Below are 21,048 nucleotides of genomic sequence, written 5' to 3'. Positions count from 1 at the left end.
GTCATCGAAGGCGTCACATTCACCGACGGTGTCGCCACAAACGACACTGCAAACCGCGCCGCTTGATCAGGCCGCGTCACCCAAAATCACGCATAGCTCCAAGCGACAACCTCGGGTTTTAGCGGACGTCCATGTGCTGCCGTTTTTCGGAACACGTTTGAAAACGGTTGTGTGCGAAGCCCCTTGGATGCATCTTGCGCCGATCCGTTTCCAAAGGGTTTCAAGGGCGCATTCTTTGACCAGTCAAGATCAGGGCACTCCACTTTCCGCAGGCCGCGTATCCGGCTTCTTCAAGCGCTATGTACTTGTTCTGCTGGTCGTCGCATTCAGCGTGGCGGCGGGCTTCTCTTTGTTGGGGCGGCGGGAGCAGCTCTTCAGCGCGATTTCGGATATCGAGCCGCTATGGCTGCTGTTCGCGCTTGCGTCCTTCACCATAGCCAGTCTTTTGCGCGTGCTCAGGTTCCGGGTTGTGATCCCGGATGCAGTTACCTTTGCACAAACGCTCCACATCACGAGCGTCTATCAATTCTCGCGCGCCGTGACCCCGGCACAGCTGGGCGAATTCAGTTATCCGATCATGGTCAAGCGACTGACTGGCCGATCCTTGGGAGCCGGGCTTGGCCAGTTGATCATCGTTCGCTTTGCCGATCTCGTCGGTCTCGTCGCGTTCTTCTCGATCGGCCTTCTGGGGCGCATGGAAATGCTGCGGGAAAATCCGGTCTACCTTGGGGCTGCAATCGCGATCCTTGCTGCCTTGGCTATGTTCGCCACAGGCACCAAGGCCGCGCTTTTGGGCATACGCCTTGCCGCTCTGCGCCTGCGCAAGGTCAAGCGTCTGGCCCGTGGCGCGCGCCGCGTCGGGCGCACGGCGCGCCACGCGCTTCAGGCATATCTGACGACCAGTCGACCACAGATTCTCGCCATAACATCCTTGACGTTCTTCGTTTCGCTGTTTGCCGTGGGACGCGTTTTCGGGCTGTTGACCTCGGCTGGAATCACTCTTTCGCCACTTGATGTGTTTTTCGTCTTCGGCGCGGTAAATTTGCTGGCAGTGGTCCCTTTGCGGCTGACCGCAGGGCTTGGCATCAAGGAAGCTGGGTTGCTCAGCGTCCTCCTTGCCATCGGGGTCGATCCTGCAAGCGCTGTGCTGGGCACGGTGATGTTCGCCCTGGCGGCCGTGGCCTTTCCCGCGGCGTTCTTGCTGGTGTCCGCTCTCGCGGTGCGCAGCGCATCCGCTGCGCTATCCAGAAAGTCCGGGACTTGAAAGGAAATCGGGCGCCAACGTCAATGGCAGGGCCAGAAGATCTCGGTCTCTGACTGGTTTCCCCTTACAAAACAGGGGACGTCTCTCGCGCGGATTTTGGCAAGTGCCGAAGGGTTCAGCCCCATTTTGCCGAATAAAATCTCTTCACGCCACGCGGGGTAGGCCTCGGGTCGTGTCTGCTCGAATACATCGAGGGCTTTTGCGATCGATACGTCCGCGAGCGGCGTTGGCCCGCTGGGGCCAAGCTGTGTTTGATCGACGCGGTAGAGAACAAGGATTTGCCGCATTCCCAGATACGGGTCTTCGCCGAAAACCTGCGCACGTTCGAAAGCCGGGTGCGCATCGAAATAGGCAGCCATATGTGCGAATGCGGACGAAACCACGAGCCAGTCGGCGCCGGACTTGATCATGTCTTTCATCAAGTCATCTTCGCGCAGATAGTAAATCTTGCAGAATCTTGCGCCGAAGACATCCCGGTCGGGATCAATGCATTTGGCCAATCCGTTTGGCGATCGGTTCGCATCAATGTAGATCAGCCTGTTCTCGCTAACCGGGTCTTGCTGTGGCTGCGCTTTGTAGGCTTTTCCGCGTTTCAACCAGCTTTTGACGTTGTGCTTTCGGATTGGGCTGCGGTGTCTGGCATTATCGCGAACGAAAGAGAAATACTTCATGTCTCTGGCATGAGCCGAATAAACCACGGCGCCGGAATCTGTATTCCGTTCCAGCCATGCAGCAGCCTGAACCGTGGGCAGCGTCAGTGCGCCGATTGGTTGGAAGGCGTCATCAAGCCCCTGAAACAGCGCGAAAGCCTGCCGTTCGCCCCGAAACTGGTTCAGCATTGCGCCGCTGAACAATGATGTGAAAGCGGCCAGCACACCAAGACCCAGAGCCACGGCCACGGGAAGGAAACGGGAGCGGTTGTCGGCCTGGCGGAATGCCTCGAAGAGCCGTGTCACTTCGAGCGACAGGGCCCCGACCGTCAACGACGCTAGCATCACGATGATCAGCGCCTGGCGCGCGTCATAGGTCTTCCAGCCCAGGAAAATAGCGAAAGGCAGATGAAAAAACAGGGCCATGACGATCAGCCGGTCCGCGGGCGACTTGCGGATGGCTCTGACGCAGGTCGCGACAATACCTGCCAGCAGAAACCAGCCGTAGTAACCCATCTGGAATACGCCGGACTCTTGGGGAGGGTTGGCGCTCAGAAAATAGACGTTGACGAAGTTCAGAAGCTTGGAGGCAATAAAAGGAACGGCGCCGGCGGGATCCTTGGTCAAGATCGCTATGAACTTGTCGAAGGTGCCCGAATTCTTGATGTTGTTGCCCAACAGGTTTGATGCATCATGAGCGGCCATCTGGACGTAAACCGCCCAGGGCAGGACTATGAGCGCGAAACCGGCTGCTGCTGCGAGGATGGCCAGGAGATGTTTTCGCCGCGACACGTGCGGGAAAAACATCCAAGCCATTGCCCATAAAGGCAACAGCATGATCGCTGTCTCCTTCATCAGGAACGCAAGCCCAATGAGCACGCCAGACGCGACCGCCATCCGGCGCGAGCCGCTTTGCAGGGTCTCATAGAGTGACCAGAGGGCGAAAACCACGAAACCAAGCAAGAAGATATCGACATGGTATTTCGTGGCCGGCCAAGTCAGCATGGGTGCGAAAGCAAAATACAGGATCGCCAGCCAGCCGGCTGACCTGCCATACATGCGCCATGCCAGCCCCGCGAACCCGATCACCGAAAGCACATAGAACACGCGCACGGACACCGACAGAACGGTCACGGATTTCCCGAACAGAGAAATGAACAGCGCGCCCACAGCGGGCATCATGGGGCCGCGCGTCGGGTCGCCATAGGCGAACCTTTCGGCGATCTTCTGCGCCTTGAGGACGTAGCCCATGGAGTCTGTGGAGTAGAGGATATTCGTGACCGGAAACAGGATAACCAACAGCAGGAAAAGAAGAATGAAATCAGTAGTATTGATGCTTTTGGGTCGAATCACAATTGAACTCGCTACCTGTTTTTATGACGTGCCCGTCCGGTCCCAAGCTTCAAGACTTCGGCCCTGCGGCCTTCTGGAAGTCAGCATTTTATCTGCAATAGACCAGCGCGGCTTTCCCGGCAAGGCCGGAGTGGAGGGGATGTTTGCTCGGGCCGAGGCAGGTTTGTCGCGCATGCTCGCTGATCTGATACAGGCAATGAGCGCTCACGTGTTGTGGGCGATCTTTATTGATTGCCGGCCCAAAATTCAACTTCGCCAGGATGCTGGTATCTCGATCAGTTGTGCCAAATCCTCGACAAGCGGCTCGCTTATATTGCGCACTTCGTTCAGGACATGATCGGAAAACGCGTATTGCGCCGTTGCATTGACGCGTTGTGGCTGAGGGGCAGGAAGTAGGGTTGGGTCTAGGCCCACGCAACCACAGAGTTGCTGCGCGAAGCCAACAGGGTCCGCCCGCAGGTCATCGTAGAAGAAATGGAAAACTCTCTCCGAAGGGATTTCGTTCCAGACACGTCTCAGAGTGGTCGCGTAGTCAGACCGGGCAATGACTCCGGGGCTTCTCGCCAGTTCAAGTAATTCTTCATCCGTAACATTGGATAACTCATGCTTTTCTCGCCCCTGGTACTCCCTGATATCCGGTCTGTGTCTGTAGCGGAGCTGGCTCAGGATACGATCAAACGGGTTTCGCAACACGAAGACAAGACGAATATCCGAAGACATCTCGCCGATGTGGCGATATCCACTCGCCGGGAGGGCCGAGTAAGCGGGCGTGATATCGAGCGCCATACCTTTTTGGGGGAATAAGCTCAGGTACCATTCGTCGCTTGGCTCACCGAAAGCAAAAGTGAACCGGCGCGCCAAATCTGGATCCTCGGGCAGAGTTCTCTCGGCTTTGAATCGGGCAACCAAATCCGGAAACTCCGAACGAATTTGCGCTGCTACATCTGTCATTCGGCGGACAAGTGCCCGATTGCCAATATGAACATGGTCAAAGTAATGCAATTCCTTGACCGGAGGCGCAGCAATATCCGGATGCTGACCCAAAGCCCGAAAAAGCCATGTCGTGCCCGTCTTCTGAGCGCCGATACATATGATAAAAGGGCGGTCCGTCCTAGCTTGCAAGAGCTTACCCTTCCAGAATGTCAGTAAGTGAAGGCCGCCCGGCGGGCCCCCAATACGGTGCACGCTCTGCCCAGGCGTTGTAAAAACCAATTTCCGGATTCAACACCTGCCTTGCGCGCTCAAGCACGTCTTCGTCCGGCGTCAGCGCAACCTTGTGATCGCGCCCTTTGACGTTTTCACGGCGCATTTCGGATGGGATCCCCAATTGCCGGAAGACATGCGGCATGTCCTCATCCATGCGTTCCGTAGTGGTCACGAGGTTGAACCGCTCGAGAAGGCGATTGGCGATCTGCTGACGCTGCGCCACGTCCCGAAGTGCGTCCGCCTCCATCTCAAGGAAACGCCGGCATAACCAGAAGGCACTATCCCACGCATGCGGTTTCAGGTTCTCGAGCCAGGTAAAGAACGGCACGGGATCGTCCGAAAGCCCTTGCCGATGCATTTGGTAATTGTACTTCGAGATCAATCGCTTGACGGGGTCTCGCATGACGAAGATCAGCCGCGGTTCGCGCCATGGCACAAGATCGAGCGTGCTCATCTTGACCCGATGACCGATCAGTACACGCACGCGCTGGCGTTCGTTCTCGGGTCTGTCCTCCAGCGGGGGTCTGTTCAACCTTTCACGCTCCGCGTCGCCCAGCGGTCCGAGGTAGACAAGATCGTCTTCACTGGCGAGATGACGCTGCATATGTCGGAACAGCGATGTTCCTCCTGTCTTGGACAGGTGAACGAATACATATAACGGATCAGCGACGGACATTCTGGTCCTCCACAAGACTTCTTCGACCTTGGTTCGCCGATTTCCCAGGCAAGGGGCTTACGGGAACGTATCTGGCTCTTTAGACCACCGCCCCGCGCGCGTCACGCAATTTGGCTGGCGGATTGCGCGCCGGTGTTTTCCTCGTGGAAAGCCAGCAGATTTTGCACCAATTCCTCATGCCCTACATGTCGGTGCACGGGGGCGTTGGGCAAGCAGACGATCCGATCGTACAACCAGTGCGCATCCGGGCAAGCGCGGGCGTCTTCCAGAGGCTTGTAATATTTCCTCACGGTCAGGCTGCGTGCGGGCACGGATAGCCCTACTGGGACATCGCTCACGAACGGCGTGTGCGTCCGTGGCGATTTCGGGTTGGCATCCCCTGTGAGCGGCGTCCATGGCAACCCGCTTTCTCTGACCACCCGGATCATCCGTGTGGATTGCCTTGCATAATAGTAACCCCAGAAATCCAGGGTCTCGAGCCGGTCCAAGATGCCCGCTGCCGCAAGGTCGCTCAGCTTGAAGTTTCCAGCGTGAGGGGTGCTGCAAGCCGGGGCCTTGACACCAAAGTTCGACACTTGCCTTGCAAGGCCTTCGAATTCGGCAGGACACACCAGCAAGCCTCCCTCTCCGACACCCCATGGCTTGGTATGATGACAGGAAATCGCCTCGAAATCCGGCTGCTCCGCGCTTCTGGCCGGACGATCAAGCAGGCCCGTGGCATTGTCCACCACAAAGGCTTTGCCGTTTTCTTTGCAAAAGGCCGCGATATCGGTCCAGTTTCGGTTGGCCGCAAACAGATTGGTGAAGATCACGCCATCATAGGAATCGATCGGCGTCTTTCTGAGACCATCAAGCGTGAGGCGCCCTGTACGGTCAGAGTCGATGATCCGGGTTGCGGCAAGCGGGCCGACATTGGCCGAGAAGAAGTTGAACCCGGATGTCAGCCAGTGCATCGGTTGACCACCAGCGGCGATCTCCCGGATCGCGCAGGCGATATGCAGGGCTGCCGTCCCACTCGCGACAGCTACGACCGAGTGGTTCGGAGCCAACCGCATCTTGTGATGTGCAACTGCCTCCAAAAGGCGAGACACAGGCCCCCCATTGGCATGGTGATTGGCCCTGCTGGACAGGGCAAGAAATTGTTGAATACGCTCGAAATTATATGGTTTGTTCTCGATAAACGGAAGGGGGCGCTTCGTGACATCGAATGCATCGAAGATGTCAGTTTGTTGCGCTGCCGGTGTTTCGACGCCATGGGCGGCCGCAAGCTCCGTCAGCTCTTGTGACCTGATTGCCGATGCCGCGTCGTAGATGTCCTCGATATCGCCAAAGCCCTCGAAGGACGAAGCGGCCCGCTTCAGCGCAGGCGCGAAAATCTGCGACCAGTTGGTATTGGCGGCATAGTGCTCGCTGAAGGCTGCGGGGGCTCCTCCCATGTCTACGAATTGAAACATCTCCGGCGTTTTCCAAAGTGTGTCTGCCAGCCAGAAGCTCAGGCTGCCGCCGATACAGCTCAGGATGAGGGGTGGCCGGGCCTCCGCCTCGCTTGATGGCGCAACCGCTCCGATCGCCTTGACCACACGGTCAGCGATCTGATCCCGTTCGAGCCGCGCGACCCGGTCGTCGCATTCGACGACCGTCAACGAACGGAATTTCGCAGTCTCGAAGAAGCGGCGGTTGTATTTGTTGGCCACCACGATCACGTCGCGAGCGAGGCATGCCTCTAGAAAACGCGGCATCTCGCCTGAAAGAAGCGCGGATTTGAACTCGTGACCGGTAAATTCTTTGTCGGAAACGAACGCGTTATGCGCTGCCGGGACAAATGTTTCGATTACGCGGTCGCATTTTTTGCGCCCCTCACGCGGTGCGCCCATCAGTTCCGAGGATGCAGGAAAAGGCGCGCAGGTTGCCACGAGATGAAAGCCATCAGATGGCTGCGCCGAGGTTCGAATTCGCTCCAGCGTTTGCGCGATAAACCCGTCGGTCAGGAAGCCCGGGCGCAGATTTAGATCATGCTCGATCTGCTCGAGGTTTTCCGCAATGTCGGCACTCGTGGGCTTTAGGCTCTTCTTGATCCTCTCGGTGACGCGCCCGATCAAGGCACTCTCGCTTTTATTCGCAGCGGTGTGGTCCCGTCGCGGATCAATGTTTTGGTCAAGCATTCGGGAAATACATTCCCAAAAACCGTGATTGATCTTTGAAACAACGAAACGCCGATTGTTTTCCAAGGCTTCCAGGATGAACTCAAATCCTGGAATGCTATTCCCAACTTCGGGTCTCATTCCGGTATCACGCACCGATTTCGTCTTTATCAAGTTCTTGTTCCCTGTTCGGCTCTCTTGGCGGGCCAGCTCAAGCATGACGCCTTCAGTGTTGGACTTTCGCGTGTCGGTCTTGTGGTTGAAGTTCCGCTAGGTGTAACCCGAAAAGCCGGGCCTGCAAATGGCAAGTCCATCTTGGGCGCGGCTGCGCACGGGTCAAGAGCGCCATCGTGTGTGTGCCAAGTGCGTCATCGCATGCGGATGACCGAAATCGCATGCGGATGACCGAAAAGCTCTGTCATCATTCGCCAGAGTGCACTGCATCCCTACAACGGACGGTCAACTCCCCGAAACCACTCCCAGGTCTTGGCGATGCCGTCTTCGAGCTTCACCGCCGGGGCGAAGTCCAGCGTATCGCGGGCCTTGTCGATGAGCCCGTACGTGTGGCGGATCTCGCCGGGGCGCCAATCCTCGTAGCGCACGTTGAAGCTGATGCCATCGGCGCCGGCCACGTCGCGAAGGACCGCGATCAGGTCATTGAGCGGCGTCGGGATGCCGGTGCCGAGTTGGATCACGCCGGCCGCGCCGCGATCGATACAGGCGAGTATGCCCTGGCAGAGGTCATCCACATAGATGTAATCGCGCGCCTGGCTGCCATCACCATAGACGACCAGATCATCCTGCTTGAGGATCTGCTTGATGAAATGCGCAACGACGCTGCCCTTGTGAAACGAGCGCGGCCCGTAGACATTGGTGAAGCGCAGCGAGGCGGCCTGCATTCCGTAGCTGCCTGCGTAGGCCGACAGATACCCTTCGCAGGCCAGCTTGGAGGCGCCGTAGGGCGAGATGGGTTCCGGCACCATGCCCTCATGAACTGGCGGCGTCACGTCACCCAGGATCGCGCCGCCGGTCGAGGCGTTGACCAGCCGCGAGACACCGGCCGCGCGCATGGCCTCGATCAGGTTGAAGGTGCCGATCACGTTGTTGTCGAAGTTGAACTGCGGATCCTCGATCGAAGGGATGACGCGGGTATCGGCGGCCAGATGCACCACCGCATCGACGCCATCGACCGCGCGCTCGACACAAGGTTTGTCGCGGAGGTCGCCCTCGATGATCTCGACGTCGAGCCCTTCCAGATGGTCGGGGCTGCCGAGCCTCATGTTGTCGAGAACGCGCACGTCATAGCCTGACGCCTTCAGGTAGTGGCTCAGGTTGACTCCGACAAAGCCGCAGCCGCCGGTCACGAGTATCCGCATCTGTCCCTCCTTCTTGAGTTGCGCCCCCATACGACGCGGCGCTGCCCGGATAAAGAGCGAATGCCGGTGGATGGCGCAGCGGCGTTGCAGAGTGCGGGAATTTTGCGACATCTGCAGGGGGCCGGGCACAGGATATGGGCGCTCTGTCCTGCATGTGTCGCGCATCGGTCGTATTTCGCCCAAGCGGCCCAGAGCGCGATTGACTTCGCGGCGGCGCTCTTCTAGCAGAGCCGCTAACGGAACTGTGAAGGAGTTTTTCGATGAAGGTTATCGTTCTCGGCGGAGACGGCTTTTGCGGCTGGCCCACCGCTCTGCATTTGTCGCAAAAAGGCCATGAGATCATCATCGTCGACAATCTCTCGCGCCGGAACATCGACATTGAGTTGGAGGTATCCTCGTTGACGCCGATCCGGCCCTTGGGCGAACGGATCGCGGTCTGGAAGGAACTGACAGGCAAGGAAATCCGGGTCGAGACCTTCACGGTGGGTGAGAACTACCATCGCATGATGACGATGATCCGCGAGGAAGAGCCCGACGCGATCATCCATTTTGCCGAACAGCGCGCAGCGCCCTATTCGATGAAATCGGCGGCGCACAAGCGCTATACGGTCAACAACAACCTCAACGCCACGAATGACGTTCTTGCCGCTATCGTGGAAAGCGGGGTGGATACCCATCTGATCCACCTGGGGACGATGGGCGTTTATGGCTATGGCACCGCAGGCATGCAGATTCCCGAAGGGTATCTGGAAGTTCAGGTCGAAACCGCCAACGGTCCGCACAAGCAGGAAATCCTGTATCCGGCCAACCCGGGTTCGATCTATCACATGACCAAGACCCAGGATCAGCTGTTCTTCCATTTCTACAACAAGAACGACAAGATCCGGATCACCGACCTTCATCAGGGCATCGTCTGGGGTACCCAGACCGCTGAGACGAAGATGGATGAGCGCCTGATCAACCGTTTCGACTATGACGGCGATTACGGCACCGTGCTGAACCGCTTCCTGATGCAGGCCGCCGTCGACTATCCGCTGACCGTGCATGGCACGGGCGGGCAGACGCGCGCCTTCATCCACATTCAGGATACCTGTCACTGCATCGAGCTGGCGTTGACCAACCCGCCCCAGAAGGGCGAGCGCGTGAACATCCTCAACCAGATGACCGAAACGCACCGCGTGCGCGACCTGGCCAAGATGATCGCCGATCAGACCGGTGCCGAGATCGCCTTTGTCGAAAATCCGCGCAACGAGGCTGACGAGAACGATCTGCACGTGGCCAATGACCGTTTCCTGGGTCTCGGGCTTGAGCCGATCACGCTGGAGGCGGGGCTGCTGGACGAGGTGACCGAAATCGCGCGCAAATACGCCGACAATTGCGATCGCAGCAAGATCCCCTGTATTTCCAAGTGGAACTGATCGGAATGCGTGGCGAGGGCAGGGGCCTTCGCCGCGCTTGGCGGAACGGGTCGCAGGATCATCGCGGGTCGGGTTCCTGCCAGCCATAGTGCAGCAGCATCGGGGCGATCTTGAGGACGGCGCCGATGCAGAGCCTTTATATCCGCAACCACGCAACCGGCGAGGCGCAAACCCGGTTCGACCAGTTTCCTGCCATCGAACTTCGCGACGGCAACGTGATCGGGGCGTCAAGTTAGGAACGCGCCTGTGGGGGTTGCCCTACATTATCGGTTGGCGTTGCGATGTGTTCTCTGTAGGCGCCGCACGGCGGCCACATAAGACAGCTTATGCGGTTTCTTCTTCCAGATGTCGGACCACTTTTCGCTGTGGATGATCTTTTCGACATTTTCGAAACTGCTGATCTCGGCCGGCAGGGCCTTCAGCAGCAGGGTATCCGCCGTCGGCTTGGTCTTCTCATGCCAAGTGAGGCGGTTCAGCCGGCGCACAGCCATCCATTCCTCGAAGGCCAATGGGCGTTGCAGGAGGATGCTGCTCCAGCGCGTCTTCTTATGAAATGCGCTTTCCAGGGCGGCGACATCGCGGATGCGCGAGGGAAGCGCGGAAAGCGTAAGTTGATAGAGCGACCCCAAATTACCTGATACGTGAGTGCTCGGATCAATGGTGCTGACCAGAAGCAGTCGGCGAAGGGGGTAGGACGGGGATTGGATCAGGTCCCGCGCCACTAGATATTGCGCGCTGGCCTCGTTGAGAGACAGGCTGTCCTTTTCGGGCAGTTCCAGCACCAAGTGTTCGGGTATGATCTCAACCTTGACGCCGTCATTGATTGCACTGAAGACGAAATTGTGCTCGACGCCGTCGACCCCGAAAATATCCGTGAAGCCACCCCGCGCGTCGAACTGGTCCGCGCGAACGGCGATCATCGAACTTCCCATGTTTTTGCGGTCATAGAAACCCGCGGCCATATCCGCACCGATACAGATCTGGTGAATGCGTTTCAGGCTCGTCTGAGTGATCGAGTCGTAAAAGCAGGTAAAGACCGACGCATCCGAGTGCGCGAAGGCACTGCGATAGATCCGGGCGGACTGGGATGTGGGCGTGTGGATGTCGGTGCGCGCGAAGACCAGCGCATCGCCGGTCGCATGTTGCCGCGCAAGGTTGAACGCCTCGCCGAGTGAGCGCTCATTCGCGCTGATCACATTGAGTGTGACGCCTTCGGGCGCGCTGAGGGTGGCCTTGAGGTCGGCGAATTCTGGGGTGTTTTCGCCATGTTCATGCACGGCCAGAATGATTTGATCGGGCCGGTCAGCGTCCTCCATGACCAGCGCGTCGATCGTGTTTTGGGCCAGATCGGTGGAGCCTCGGTGCAGCAGGCACATGCTGAGGCACGGCGCGGTCGCGCTGCGCGGCGCACCTGCATAGCGCATTTCCTCGATGATCTGGGCTGCGGTCGCGGTTTCGAACCGGGAGGCGAGGAATTCGTGAAAGGCATTCCAGACGCGAAGGTTCTCGATATTGTCAAAGCTGCACCGGGCGACTCGCGCGCCATCGCGCAGGGCGCGTTCCAGCCCGTCGGCCAATTCGCGCGGGCGTGCGGGAACAAGGGTCTCGTCGTGATGTTCGGGCGCGACCAGCTCGGGCGTGCCCCCGGCATCGGAAGCGATGAAAGGCACCTTGTAGATCAGCGCCTCATAAACCGCCATGGTGGAGTTCTCGATCAGCGAGGGCATGACGGCGATGCGGTTCTTCGCTGTCAGATAGCTGATCACTTGCAACTGGTTGAAACCAGTATGAATCTCGATTTCGAAGGGCCAGCTGGCGGCGCGTTCCTCGAGATATTGAAGGCTGTTCATATCCGGGTTCGACAGCAAGGCGCCAGGCTTGCCCAGAAAGCTGACCTTGGATGGGGCCGTGCCCCGTGCAACCAGGTAATCCAGCGCCTCGCAGAAAACCTCCAGCCCCTTGCGCGTTTCTATCCGGCCGAAAAACGCCAACTCGTCGCATTGCACCACGTCGCCGGGTTCGACCGGCGGGCGCTTGTCCTCGATGTCCAGATGCGCCAGTTCGATCACGTTGGGCTGTACGAACACGCGCCCTTCGGGCAGCGTATATCCGACCTGCTCCATGAAGCGCAGAAGATGCGCGCTGCCGCCGATAATGATATCGCCGTTCTCAACGCACATCTGCTCAGGATACATCACCTTGAAGGCCTGCACATCGGTCAGGAACTGCATCTGGTAATGCCGGTTCCAGACATGCGGCGAGGATGTCTTGACCAGGAAGATCGTGTTCTGGAAAGCCAGACCCTGCCGTTTGGCGAGCAGGGCGTAGTAACATCCGCCGCGCCATTCCGAGGTATGGATGATGTCGAAGTCCGGCTGGGACTTGAGCCAGTGATAGGCGGCGTAATGGCGGAACTGCCACATGGCCCCCGAACAGTTCCACTCGGGCTCGGGCAGGGGAACCAGTTTGACACCATCCTTGGCATACCAGTCGACCCAGTGATCGATCGAATGATCTTCGGAGGCGCGCCCCTTCAGGTAGAGCACGCTGACGTCATGGCCGGCCTTCGCCAGCATCTTGGCAAGATACATATAGGTCGAACTGATGCCGCCATTGCGCACAGGGCCGAATATTTCCTCGGTGACGATACAGACACGCAGACGGCGCTGTACCTTGTCCCTGACTTCGAACCCGGACAGATCCGGGAAAGGCATGACCTCGAAATCGTCTTTTTGCACGGCTCATCGTCCCTGAATGAACTACCCACTTGCGGTTGCGTTTACGATAATCGGCCTTGAGAAGGAAGATGGGCGGACAGATTTCTGGTGACGAAAAAGATCTTGCGCCGGGGTCGCATGGCTGAAAATGGAGCCGTGAAACAGATATTGCACGCGACTGTTCTCTTGCGCAGTCGGCAGTCTTTGCTATCAGTGGCGCGTTCAGTTCGGTTGATGACAGGGTGTTGAGCGCCTTGCGGCGCTAAATGGGAGTATATCTTGAAACGTTTCATGATCGTGAGCAAACAGCGTTCGGGCACCAATCATTTCGTGTCTCTGTTGAAGTCCCACCCGCAGATTGCCTGCTACGGAGAGATTTTCCGGGACGGTTACAGAGTCACCGATCTGATCGGTGAGGCATTTGCGCATTATCTGCCCATCGAGGCCCGCACGAGCGACCCGAACCGGTTTCTTGACGAGTTGGAAGACTTCGTGGCCCCAGAGGCCAAGACGCTGGGTTTCAAGGTCTTTCCCAAGCAACTCCTGCCCGTGGCGCAGATCGCCCACCGCTCTGAAATGCGAGTCATCCGCCTCGTGCGCCCGAACTTGCTGGCCACATATTCCAGCTCGCGGATCGCGGCGATGACCGGGCAGGGCGCCGTCCGGGTGGGAGAGGAGGTGCGTCGCGTGAAGCTGGATTTTGACGCCCAGGATTTCGAGCGGTTCATGACCGCCCAGGGGAAGAAGGATGACGAGGTGAACAGGGTGCTCGAAGTGATTCCCGAAGAGCGCGTTTTCCGCATGTTCTATTCCGAACTCGGTCACGAGCCGGTACTGGAAAAGCTGCTCGGGTTCCTTAATGTCGAGCCGATGCCGATGACGTCGAATGCGGTGAAGCGCAATCCGTCGCAGATCGTGGAGCGGTTCAACAACTCGTCGGATGTCATGAAATATCTCGAGCGGCACAACTTGACGTGCTGGGCTGAGGAGTGACCGGTTTCATCGTCTGACCGAGACGAAAAGCATTCGCGGCGAAGTCCGCAATAGGGAGGCTCGCTAAGTGAAGCGCCTGAAGATCAAGCAAGATGAAGAGGCGGTTCAGGATCGAAAGCCGCCTGAGGCTGATCTGATAAATTTCGCTTTGATCGCGACACAGCGCACAGGATCCACATTTCTTGAAGAACTGCTCAGCAGTTCAGATGATTGTTACGTTTTTCCAGAGTTGTTTTCGGCGAACGACGCTTTTCATATTCCGAAGAAATGCATCAACAAAGGCTATCTGGACCAGCGGACTGCCGATGACTTTCAGAAGTCGGTTCTCGCCTCTCGGTATGCGATCTATCGCTTCAGGAATGACCCCGAAGTCGCGCTTGGATCGCATTTGATGTGGAACCAGGTTTCGGACTCCCTGGTGGAGCGTCTGATCGCAGACGGTTACAAGCTGGTACTTCTTGAGCGAGAGAATATCCTGGCCGTCTATCGCTCAGCCAAGTTCGCGCGCGAAAAAGGGCTATCACATGTGCGTTCTGCGCAAGGGCCTCGCGAGCGTTCGAAAGTAGAGTTCGATGAGCCTGAATTTAAAAGGTTTCTGTCCAAGATCAGTGCCTTCTACGACCGAAAGAAGAGATTTGCGTCACTACATCCCGATCGGACGATGAGCGTGACCTACCGCGAACTCGCTCATCGTCCGGTCGCCACCGCAAACTCAATTCGGGCCTTTCTCGGGTTGGGCCCGAGCGATAGCCTTCGTTCCGATCTTCAAAAGAGACAGTCATCCAATCCGTTGGACGGATTTTCCAATCCTGAAGATGTTGCGCAAAGCATGAAGCGGCTCGACCTGACTGGATTTTTGGTTCCGGAAATTTCCGACAGCCCGGAACGCTAGCCTCGTGACTAACCGCAGGTCCGCTCCTTACTGCCGCAACAGCTTAAGAATGACTCAAGTCCACCCCGCACGTGCGCGCGAGTTGCCGTTCCCCCGTGTTTCCTTTGCAGGGTTCCGCACACAACCATTAGGGCTATCTCCTTAGAAAGATGGAACTTCCGCCTCGGCCCGCTGATGGTGCGGAAGCCCATAGGTGCCGAGGTCATCATTTTATTGGACTACGCATTGCACCCAAAACCCATTTTCACCCCCAAACCGACAACCGCCTTGCCCGCAGGGCGATAAATCCCTATGCGTCTGCCGCGTAGGGACTCCGATCCGAAAGGCCTGCATGAAACCTGCGACGCCGACCCCGGTGGGAACCATCAAGCACCTTCTGCGCGAGGCTCTGCCATCGCGCTGGAAGCTGCTTGCGTTATCCATTTTCTGCATGGTGGGTGTCGCCGGGTTCACCGCCGCGCTGGCTTATTCGACCCGGTTGATCGTGAACGACGTGTTCGTCGCCAGCGATGCCGCGGCGGCGTTCCAGGTCGCGCTACTGATCCTGGGCGTGACGATCGGCAAGAGCGCGTTCCAATATGCCAATGATGTGATCTCGGTGATATTTCAGCGCTCGGTCGCGTCGGCCTATCAGAAGATGGTTTTCGAGAAGCTGCTGCACAAAGAAGTGCGCCATTTCATCGGGGAACACGCCTCGGTCCAGATGAACAAGGTGCGCATCTACGGCGATGCCTGCGCCAATGTCGTGGTCAATGTCTCCAACAAGCTGCTGACCGAGGGCCTGACCGTCCTCGGGCTGTTCATCGTGATGATCATCCAGGATCCGCTGATGACCCTGTTCAGCAGCGTCCTGTTTCCGCTGATCTTCATTCTGGTCTCGAACCTGTCCAACCGGATCCGAGGCATGGCCAATGCCGAGGCCGAGCTGGAAGGCGGTTTCGTCAAGGTCGGCTCCGAGGCCTTCGCGGGCATCAAGACGGTCAAGACCTACGGTTTGCAGGACAAGACGATCCGGCGTTTCAACGGTGCCGTCGACAAGCTGGAAAACCGTATCTTCAAGATTGCCAAGATCACCAAGGCCACCGTGCCCCTGATGGAACTGTTGGGGGGCGTGGTCATCGCGCTGTTCGTGATCTACGCCGCTTGGCAGACCATTACCCACGGCAAGACGCCGGGTGAATTCACTGCCTTCATCATCGCTTTCATCATGGCTTACCAGCCCGCCGAACGGCTGTCGAATGTCTGGGTCGAGATCCAGAAAAGCGTGATCCAGTCGCAGAAGATGCTGGAGATGATATCGGAGCCACCCGAGAAGCGGGAATATGGCGAAGTCACGCTGGACGATGCCGCGCCCAGCGTCGTGTTCGAGGATGTGAGCTTTGAGTACAAGAAGCGGACACCAGCCCTGTGCAACGTCAGCTTCGAGATCGAACCCGGCGAACGGGTCGCCATCGTGGGGCGGTCCGGCGCGGGCAAGACCACGCTGATCGACCTTGTGATGCGGTTTTACGACCCGACTGAAGGGATCGTGCGCGTTGGCGGGCAGAACCTGCATGACGTTGCCGAAAGATCGCTGCGCGACTATATCGCGCTGATCAGTCAGGATGTTTTCCTGTTCGAGGGCACGATACGCGACAATATCCGTGATGGTTGCCCCACCGCATCGGATGAAGCGGTGGAACGGGCCGCCCACATAGCTGCCCTTTCGGACGTGATCGAGTCATCCGGAAAGGGCTTGGACACCGAAGTCGGGCCGAATGGCGTATCGCTCTCGGGCGGGCAGAAACAGCGCGTCGGCATCGCACGCGCGATGATCCGGGACGCGCGGCTCTTCATTTTTGATGAGGCGACGTCGGCGCTGGATGGCGAGAACGAACGCAAGATCATGCAGAACCTGCTTGAGGAAATGCCCGGCCGCACGATCCTGTTCGTCACGCATCGCGCCTCGACCCTGCAATATGTGGATCGCATCATCCTGCTGGATAGCGGCGAACTCGCGGCCTTCGACACGCCGGCCAACCTTGCGCAGAACAGCGCATATTACCGGGATCTCTTCCATCTGGACGAACCGCAGCAGGAAACCACCAAGAGGCATCGCGAATGAGAGTTGCCGCGCAAACAGGTATCTGACAAGAACGAACCTGGCACTACGCGTCCGCGGCAGGGCGCTTTGAATACTGATACCTCACGATGATCGTGTGGATAGGCAACCGAGAAGTAGCAAGTTGGCCATGGATCAGATCAGAAAACTAAAGCGTCAGAGAAACTGGCTGCTGCTGGCCGCGTTCCCGATTCTGCCGTTCACATTGGCGCGTATGCTGATCCTGCGTCGGCGTAAGCAGCGGCTCGAACGTGCCGCGCAGGCCGCATTCGCACTCTATCACCGACGCGACCCCGCAGAGATCATGCAATGGCTCGAGAGTTTTCGTCAGGATCTGAGTGACAGGCTGGCATCGGGCGGTCTCCACGATATGGCCGAGGCAGCCCGCAAGATCGAGCCTTTGATTCCCGCATATGAGCCGTCGATCCCGATGCTGGTGCATCCATTCACGGGCACTGTGTTTCTGAACATGATGAATGGAATCCTCGACCTTCAGGAAGCTGTCGGGCGCCGGCGTTTCGATGCTGTCGTGGTCACCAGCACCGCCGCCGATCGCGCCGATGTCCAGGCTCTGATTGACCGCGCCGGTGCAGAGGGTGATGCGGTTCTGGTGATCGATACATCGCGCGACGGCGCGCTGATGCTGAAAGGCGAGGTGTTGAAGATTTATGCCGTCTCGCCGCATATGGGGCAATTGGCGGATCCCGAGGCCGAGCGTGTCCTGTTCGAGTTCATACGCTCCGTCCATCCGGGCCGGGTGATCGTTGCCGACAGCGCGATGATCTGGGGGGCAATGTCCCTTTACGGCAAGGCGCTGGCGGCATCGGCCGAGTTGAGCGCGCTGTTTTCGGCCCGACCCGACAATGTCTTCACGCAACGCCAGTTCTATCGTTTCTTCGAAATGCTGGCGAAGATCCATGTTCTTGATGGCGCGGCGCGCGAGCAGCTGATCGCGCGGTTCAGCCTCAGCCCGGAATGCGCCAGACGCATCGCGCCGCTGGATGACCCCTCTGATGCGACCGCATCCTTCGGCCCTGAAATCCCTCCTGCCATCGGCGGGATCGGAGACACGTCTTGCGAAGAGCAAACAGAGTTTGACATCTCTCTGATCATGACGGTCCATAACGAAACGGTGGTGACGGGTGTCACGATGATCGCGGCGAATGCCTCGGTGAAGGCGGCGGAACGCGCGGGATATTCCGTTGAGAAGGTCATCGTGCTGGATGCGGCGACCCCCCGCGCACGTGCTTGCCTGTCCAACCCGGCCTATTCGGACTGGAAGCTGGTCGAGTTGACCGAGCGCGACCTGGGCCGGGCGCGCAATCGCGTGGTGCGCATGGCACGCGGCTCCTATATCGCGTTCCTCGATGCTGACGATCTGTTCAGCGAGAACTGGCTGGCCGAGGGCGCCGCGCTTCTGGATGAAGCCGCGAAGGCGGGCGAGCGGGTGATCGCACATCCGGAGATCAACTGGATATTCGATGCCGACCAGGCTTTGATGGCGGTCACACCGCAGGAGAGTCCGATCTTCTCGCCGGTCCTGTTTTATTTCGAGAACTATTACGACAGCCTCTGCATGGCGCCACGACAGGCGCATCTGGATTTCCCCTATGTCTCCCGGGATATCCCGAATGGCCTCTCCTACCAGGATTCCCAGTTCGCGATTGAGACGCTGGCCGCGGGTTGGGTGCACCGGGTTGCCCATGATACAATCATCTTCAAGCGCCGCCGCGACACGTCGCTGGTCACGGAAAGCCATAACCGAAAATCGGTGATCCGGCAGATCGAACCGCTGGCGATCGACAACCTTCCCGGTCTGATCGCAGGGCAGAGGGCTGGCGCCGCAGGGCCACAAAGCTCCGGGCCGCGGTCCTGATCAGGGCTCTGGCGCGTCCCGGCCCGCGATTCATTCAGCGTCCGATGGCGCCTGGCGTGAAGCCGTCCTTTGTCCGCGCCAAAGGCTCACTCGAGCGACGCGGCAAGTTTGGCGCTGCGCATCGTCAGCCTTGTGATGAACTGGTCGGCCAGGATCTGCACGAGCCTATCTTCGGCGTCGCGTTTCTGGGGCAGGCGCAGATCACCCTCATCGGTATAGCTGGTGAAGGATTCGATCTCGTCCGAAAGGACTGTCTTGCCGCTGCGCAGGTTCACGACATCAAAACGAACGTCGCCATGAAGCTGCCGCCGGGGCACCCCTCGCAAGGGCACGCCCTTGTCCCGCACCCGGACACGATACTTGACCTGAAATACCGGATCGGCCGCCTGGGGAATGCGTGCCTCGACGGCCTTCAGAAACCCGTATTCATCCCGGTTGTCGGGATCCGCAAGCGCGATCCGGTCGAACACGGCGCGGGCGTCGGACCTCTCGCCATAGGCGGGCGTGAAGCCGCAGGAAGAAAGCAGCAGATAAATGGCAAGCCCGATCAACGGCAACAGGGCTTTGTTGAGAACAGGTTTAGCGATCATCACAAGGGCCAGTCTATGCAGAAAGCGCCGCTTTTGTCTTGCAGATTGATCATCCGATGTAAACTCTCTCGTGCTGGTTCGAACGCCATGGGAGAACGGTCCCTTACATTCGGGCGCGCGCCGTGCAGAGGCAGGCGATGCCTGCCGCGGTTCCTGTCGCAACTTTCGCGCCCGACACAGCGCCCGGTTCCGCTGCTCACAATGAGATGCCGAGCATCATCGGCCCCAGCAGAACGAGAACCCCGAAGGTCACGGCGATGGCGATGATGTTCATCAACGCGCCTGCGCGCACCATGTCGGACATTTGCATTCTTTCGTAGGAAAAGACGATGGCATTGGGTGGCGTCGCCACCGGCATCATGAAGGCCATGGAGGCGCCCAGGGCGACAGGCACTGTCAGGGTCAGGACATCCAGTTCCAATCCCAGCGCGACCGCGCCCAGAATGGGTAGGAACGTTGCCGTCGAAGCCGTGTTGGACGTGATTTCGGTCAGGTAGACGATGGCGATCAGTACCGCGAGGACCAGCAAAACGGTACCAACCTCGATACCCGCTACGCTTTCACCGATGACACGCGCAAGACCCGATGTCGAGAATCCGCTCGCCAGTGCCAGGCCGCCACCGAAAAGCAGAAGGATGCCCCAGGGCAGATCACGCGTGGCGGCCCAGTCCAGCGCATAACGACCCGAGCCACGCGACAGCGGGACCGCGAAGAGGATCAGAGCCGCCGTGATCGCGATCATGGCATCGTCCAGCGGCAGGCCGGTCAGCCGGGCCAGGGGTGCGCGCAGCATCCAGCCCAGGGCGGCACCGCAGAACACGACCGCCACAAGGCGTTCACCGCGATTCATCGGCCCCATCTTCGCGATTTCCGCACGCACATGCCCGCCGGTATCGCCGACATCCATCATGCTTGCAGGGAACAGGTGACGGGTCAGCAGCAGCCATGTCACGGGCAGCATCACGATCACGACGGGCAGGCCAATCATCATCCAGCGGGCGAAGCTGACTTCGATTCCATAGCTCTGCTGTACAAAGCTTGCCAGCATTGCATTCGGCGGTGAGCCGATCAGCGTGCCGACGCCGCCGATCGATGCGCTGTAGGCGATTGCCAGCATCAGCGCGACACCGAAATTGCGGACCAACCCGTCATCCCGGCTTTGCCGGCTGACAAAGTCGATGACCGAGAGCGCGACGGTGAACATCATGATCGTGGTTGCCGTGTTGGATATCCACATGGATAGGAACGCGGTCGCCAGCATGAAGCCCAGAACGATCCTGTTCGGCGCGGTCCCCGCAATGGACACAATCCGCAGGGCGATCCTGCGGTGCAGCCCCACCCGTTGCATGGCTGCAGCCAACAGAAAACCGCCAAGGAACAGGAAGATCAGCGGGTTTGCATAGCGCATTGCCGTAGCCGACATGTCCTGCACCCCCAGAGCCGGCATCAGGACCAGCGGCAAAAGCGCCGTGGCCGGGATCGGCAATGCCTCCGAGAGCCACCAGATCACCATCCACAGGGTAATGGCCAGCATGCGCCAGGCCTCGAGCGGCATTCCCGCTGGCGGTGTGAGCCAGAGCAGCGCAGCAGCCCCCAACGGCCCCGCGACCAGCCCCGCCATGCGCAGGGCGGAGACCGGGCGATCCGTGCCCGAGGCAGGATGCGACTGTCTGTCGGGGGACATTGGAACCTCGTCTTGGGTGAAACTCTGCAAGAGCGACGGTACTGTTTCGTATGAAATTCCGCTGAATGTACAGGCTGAGCCGCGCGTTGAACAGATCATGTATCGCAGGCT

Annotated in this window: 14 protein-coding genes; 6 read left to right on the top strand and 8 right to left on the bottom strand. The window is 58.8% G+C overall.

Translation table 11 applies throughout. The features are described 5' to 3' along the window. The coding region (locus N5A93_RS17515) for a lysylphosphatidylglycerol synthase transmembrane domain-containing protein (RefSeq protein ID WP_268956385.1) at positions 1-1,264 on the top strand (1,264 nt) is incomplete at its 5' end. A 20-nt stretch (positions 1,265-1,284) separates the two neighbouring features. On the opposite strand, the gene N5A93_RS17510 is transcribed toward N5A93_RS17515, so the two are convergent. The 5 genes from N5A93_RS17510 to N5A93_RS17490 form a co-directional block, all read right to left on the bottom strand. Then, positions 1,285-3,267 (bottom strand): glycosyltransferase family 39 protein, encoded by a 1,983-nt coding sequence (locus N5A93_RS17510; RefSeq protein ID WP_268956384.1) that lies wholly within the window; start codon positions 3,265-3,267, stop codon positions 1,285-1,287. A gap of 246 nt (positions 3,268-3,513) precedes the next feature. Further along, positions 3,514-4,452, bottom strand: coding sequence for a sulfotransferase family protein (locus tag N5A93_RS17505; protein WP_268956383.1), 939 nt, complete (start codon positions 4,450-4,452; stop codon positions 3,514-3,516). Next, entirely contained in the window at positions 4,394-5,149 is a 756-nt protein-coding gene (locus N5A93_RS17500) for a sulfotransferase family protein (RefSeq protein WP_268956382.1), read from the bottom strand. Before N5A93_RS17500 ends, N5A93_RS17505 begins: the two co-directional genes overlap by 59 nt. Positions 5,150-5,250: 101 nt before the next feature. After that, positions 5,251-7,509: a DegT/DnrJ/EryC1/StrS family aminotransferase gene (locus N5A93_RS17495; RefSeq protein WP_268956381.1), complete on the bottom strand. Its 2,259-nt coding sequence runs from the start codon at positions 7,507-7,509 to the stop codon at positions 5,251-5,253. A gap of 227 nt (positions 7,510-7,736) precedes the next feature. Then, a complete protein-coding gene (locus tag N5A93_RS17490; protein ID WP_268956380.1) occupies positions 7,737-8,666 on the bottom strand; it encodes an NAD-dependent epimerase/dehydratase family protein in 930 nt (309 codons plus the stop codon). Between the two features lie 260 nt (positions 8,667-8,926). On the opposite strand from N5A93_RS17490, the gene N5A93_RS17485 reads away from it, so the two are divergent. After that, a complete protein-coding gene (locus N5A93_RS17485; RefSeq protein WP_268956379.1) occupies positions 8,927-10,084 on the top strand; it encodes an NAD-dependent epimerase/dehydratase family protein in 1,158 nt (385 codons plus the stop codon). Positions 10,085-10,347: 263 nt separating this feature from the next. Here N5A93_RS17485 and N5A93_RS17480 read toward each other — a convergent pair whose 3' ends face one another. Further along, positions 10,348-12,822: a glycosyltransferase family 4 protein gene (locus N5A93_RS17480; RefSeq protein ID WP_268956378.1), complete on the bottom strand. Its 2,475-nt coding sequence runs from the start codon at positions 12,820-12,822 to the stop codon at positions 10,348-10,350. Positions 12,823-13,080: 258 nt separating this feature from the next. Here N5A93_RS17480 and N5A93_RS17475 point away from each other — a divergent pair, with 258 nt between their 5' ends. From N5A93_RS17475 to N5A93_RS17460, 4 genes are all read left to right on the top strand, one after another. Further along, positions 13,081-13,794, top strand: a complete 714-nt coding sequence (locus N5A93_RS17475) for a sulfotransferase family protein (RefSeq protein ID WP_268956377.1) — start codon at positions 13,081-13,083, stop codon at positions 13,792-13,794. Positions 13,795-13,861: 67 nt separating this feature from the next. Then, positions 13,862-14,686 (top strand): sulfotransferase, encoded by an 825-nt coding sequence (locus N5A93_RS17470; RefSeq protein ID WP_268956376.1) that lies wholly within the window; start codon positions 13,862-13,864, stop codon positions 14,684-14,686. Between the two features lie 331 nt (positions 14,687-15,017). Next, positions 15,018-16,790 (top strand): ABC transporter ATP-binding protein, encoded by a 1,773-nt coding sequence (locus N5A93_RS17465; protein ID WP_268956375.1) that lies wholly within the window; start codon positions 15,018-15,020, stop codon positions 16,788-16,790. A gap of 127 nt (positions 16,791-16,917) precedes the next feature. After that, positions 16,918-18,663 (top strand): glycosyltransferase family 2 protein, encoded by a 1,746-nt coding sequence (locus tag N5A93_RS17460; protein ID WP_268956374.1) that lies wholly within the window; start codon positions 16,918-16,920, stop codon positions 18,661-18,663. 86 nt (positions 18,664-18,749) lie between these two features. Here the strand turns inward: N5A93_RS17460 and N5A93_RS17455 are convergent, their stop codons facing one another. Together N5A93_RS17455 and N5A93_RS17450 are read right to left on the bottom strand one after the other, a co-directional pair. Further along, on the bottom strand, positions 18,750-19,253 hold the full coding sequence (locus N5A93_RS17455; protein WP_268956373.1) for a hypothetical protein: 504 nt from the start codon (positions 19,251-19,253) through the stop codon (positions 18,750-18,752). A 196-nt stretch (positions 19,254-19,449) separates the two neighbouring features. After that, the gene (locus tag N5A93_RS17450) at positions 19,450-20,937 is read right to left on the bottom strand and encodes an SLC13 family permease (protein WP_268956372.1); all 1,488 of its coding nucleotides are present in this window, start codon (positions 20,935-20,937) and stop codon (positions 19,450-19,452) included. Positions 20,938-21,048 lie beyond the last annotated feature (111 nt).

The organism is Roseovarius salincola (genome assembly GCF_026891095.1).
Classification (GTDB): domain Bacteria; phylum Pseudomonadota; class Alphaproteobacteria; order Rhodobacterales; family Rhodobacteraceae; genus Roseovarius; species Roseovarius salincola.
Note: the sequence above shows the minus strand (reverse complement) of the source record. Positions and strands in the feature narration are given on the sequence as shown.

Excerpts from the sequence above, each read along its gene's own strand:
- N5A93_RS17495 (WP_268956381.1), bottom strand. The coding sequence starts at position 7,509 with ATGCTTGAGCTGGCCCGCCAAGAGAGCCGAACAGGGAACAAGAACTTG.
- N5A93_RS17450 (WP_268956372.1), bottom strand. The coding sequence starts at position 20,937 with ATGTCCCCCGACAGACAGTCGCATCCTGCCTCGGGCACGGATCGCCCG.
- N5A93_RS17465 (WP_268956375.1), top strand. The coding sequence starts at position 15,018 with ATGAAACCTGCGACGCCGACCCCGGTGGGAACCATCAAGCACCTTCTG.
- N5A93_RS17485 (WP_268956379.1), top strand. The coding sequence starts at position 8,927 with ATGAAGGTTATCGTTCTCGGCGGAGACGGCTTTTGCGGCTGGCCCACC.
- N5A93_RS17500 (WP_268956382.1), bottom strand. The coding sequence starts at position 5,149 with ATGTCCGTCGCTGATCCGTTATATGTATTCGTTCACCTGTCCAAGACA.
- N5A93_RS17490 (WP_268956380.1), bottom strand. The coding sequence starts at position 8,666 with ATGCGGATACTCGTGACCGGCGGCTGCGGCTTTGTCGGAGTCAACCTG.
- N5A93_RS17460 (WP_268956374.1), top strand. The coding sequence starts at position 16,918 with ATGGATCAGATCAGAAAACTAAAGCGTCAGAGAAACTGGCTGCTGCTG.
- N5A93_RS17455 (WP_268956373.1), bottom strand. The coding sequence starts at position 19,253 with ATGATCGCTAAACCTGTTCTCAACAAAGCCCTGTTGCCGTTGATCGGG.